The sequence below is a fragment of the Ignavibacteria bacterium genome (genome assembly GCA_016873775.1).
Taxonomy (GTDB): domain Bacteria; phylum Bacteroidota; class Ignavibacteria; order UBA10030; family F1-140-MAGs086; genus JAGXRH01.
This window is the reverse complement of sequence record VGWC01000150.1, coordinates 1-1,784: the sequence shown is the minus strand read 5'-3', so window position 1 is coordinate 1,784 and position 1,784 is coordinate 1. Positions and strand designations below refer to the sequence as shown.

The 1,784-nt window shown below is 40.0% G+C and carries 2 protein-coding genes; both read right to left on the bottom strand.

Going from position 1 to position 1,784, the window contains the following annotated elements; translation table 11 throughout:
- Positions 1–48 precede the first annotated feature (48 nt).
- Positions 49–753, bottom strand: coding sequence for a T9SS type A sorting domain-containing protein (locus FJ218_11480; protein ID MBM4167522.1), 705 nt, complete (start codon positions 751–753; stop codon positions 49–51).
- Positions 754–1,537: 784 nt separating this feature from the next.
- A partial coding sequence (locus FJ218_11475) for a T9SS type A sorting domain-containing protein (protein ID MBM4167521.1) occupies positions 1,538–1,784 on the bottom strand: 247 nt, incomplete at its 5' end.

The window sequence follows — 1,784 nt, the reverse complement described above, 5'->3', positions numbered from 1 at the left end:
TAATATAAGCAAACCGACTTGAGAGGAAAACGGAAAAGTTGAGTAAAATTATTTCAGAAGAAGAAGTTTCTTCGTCTCCGAAAATTTTCCTGCCGTCAATCTGTAAAGATACAATCCGCTTGGAAAATTCGTTGCATTCCATTCTCGCTCGTAATTTCCTGCAGGAAGATTTTCATTCACAAGCGTTGCAACGTCTTCACCGAGTATGTTGTAAATTTTCAACGTTGTTTGTAAGGGCAATTCATGAATTGCCCCTACGGGAATTTCAAATCGAATCGTTGTTGTTGGATTGAAAGGATTGGGATAGTTTTGCGAAAGAGAAAATTGTTGGGGAGAAAACGTATTATGTTCAATAACATTCGTTACCGGAGATGATGAACGCAATGCAAGTATTTCTTCCGTATCAAATGTTGCGCCGTTATAGAGCAAAGCATAACCAAAACCATTTGCATCAATCACGAAATTTCCTCCAAACGATTTTTCATCGCACAGCAATGAATCCGATTCCCACACGCCGGTTTTGTTCGATGCATAGAATAAATTTCCTGTATAAATGTTGCCGCTTGTTTCTTCCCAGAGAATATGCGCTTTGCTGTTGATGTCAATGAAAAGCGAATTTCCCCAACCAGCGCCATCGCTCGTTGCAAGTTGCGGCTCGCTCCAGTTTCCACCTTCGTTTTTGGTTCGATAATATGCGTGAGGAGGAAATCCCCAGCCATCGTTTCCACTTGCGAGTAAATGTAAGGTGTTCATATCATCCACGACAAGTTGTGCGGTGAAATCATTTTCGTTCGGCGTTGAGATAGTTTCGTAATGCCACGTTGTATCACCGGGAAGTACATTATAGACGTGCTGAATGTGGTAATTTCCGAAATCTCCTCCGCGATACACGATATGCGCGACTCCGTATGTATTTACAGCGAGAAACGGAGATGCGCCGCTTCCAAAAGGACCAAGTTCGCTTCCTGCAAGCATTTGTATTCTCCATTCTCCGAAATAATTCGACGCATAAAAAATTTTCCAATTATCAAGCGTATCTTTTCCTATCCACGCAATGTGAATTTTGCTGTACGCATCGATCGCAATTGTTGGAGAAAATTTTTCTGTTGTATCGTTTGTAATATGTGTAGAGAGAAATGTATTTCCTGAATCACGCGCGAGGATAATATCTTTGAAATCATACACATCCGGTTGTTGAAGAAAAACAATGTATGCATCGTTATATGCTCTGTTCACCGCAAGCGCTGGAGAGAATGCAGTTCCTGATGAACCGCTGATGTTGCGTGCCATTGTCCAATCATTCCCGGTTTCTTTTTTGGCATACAGTATTTCCCATGCTCCGCCGGATTTTTCTTGTTTCCATACGGCGTGAAGCGATGTTCCATTCACAGCAAGCGATTGCATTTCCGTTTCATCGCGATGAATATTGTGTGTGAGCGTATCACTGCTCCATTGAGAAAGAACGTTTTCCGTCAGTAAACAAAATGAAAACGAGAAAAGAAGGAAAATGTTTTTCATAACTACTTCTTGAAAAAATTTACTTTAATAACAATAATTTTTTAGTTTCGGAAAAATTGTTTGCAGTTAATCTATAAAAATACATTCCACTTGGAACATTTTCTGCGTTCCATTCTACTCGGTGTTCGCCTGTTTCCATTTGCTTGTTCACCAACGAAACAATTTCATTCCCCTTAATATCGTATATCTTTATAGAAACAAAACTTGTAACTTGTAACTTGTAACCGATAACTGTCGCTGCATTAAACGGATTCGGATAGTTTTGC

Bases quoted from the DNA above. Each gene is read 5' to 3' on its own strand.
- FJ218_11480 (MBM4167522.1), bottom strand. From the start codon at position 753: ATGAACACCTTACATTTACTCGCAAGTGGAAACGATGGCTGGGGATTT.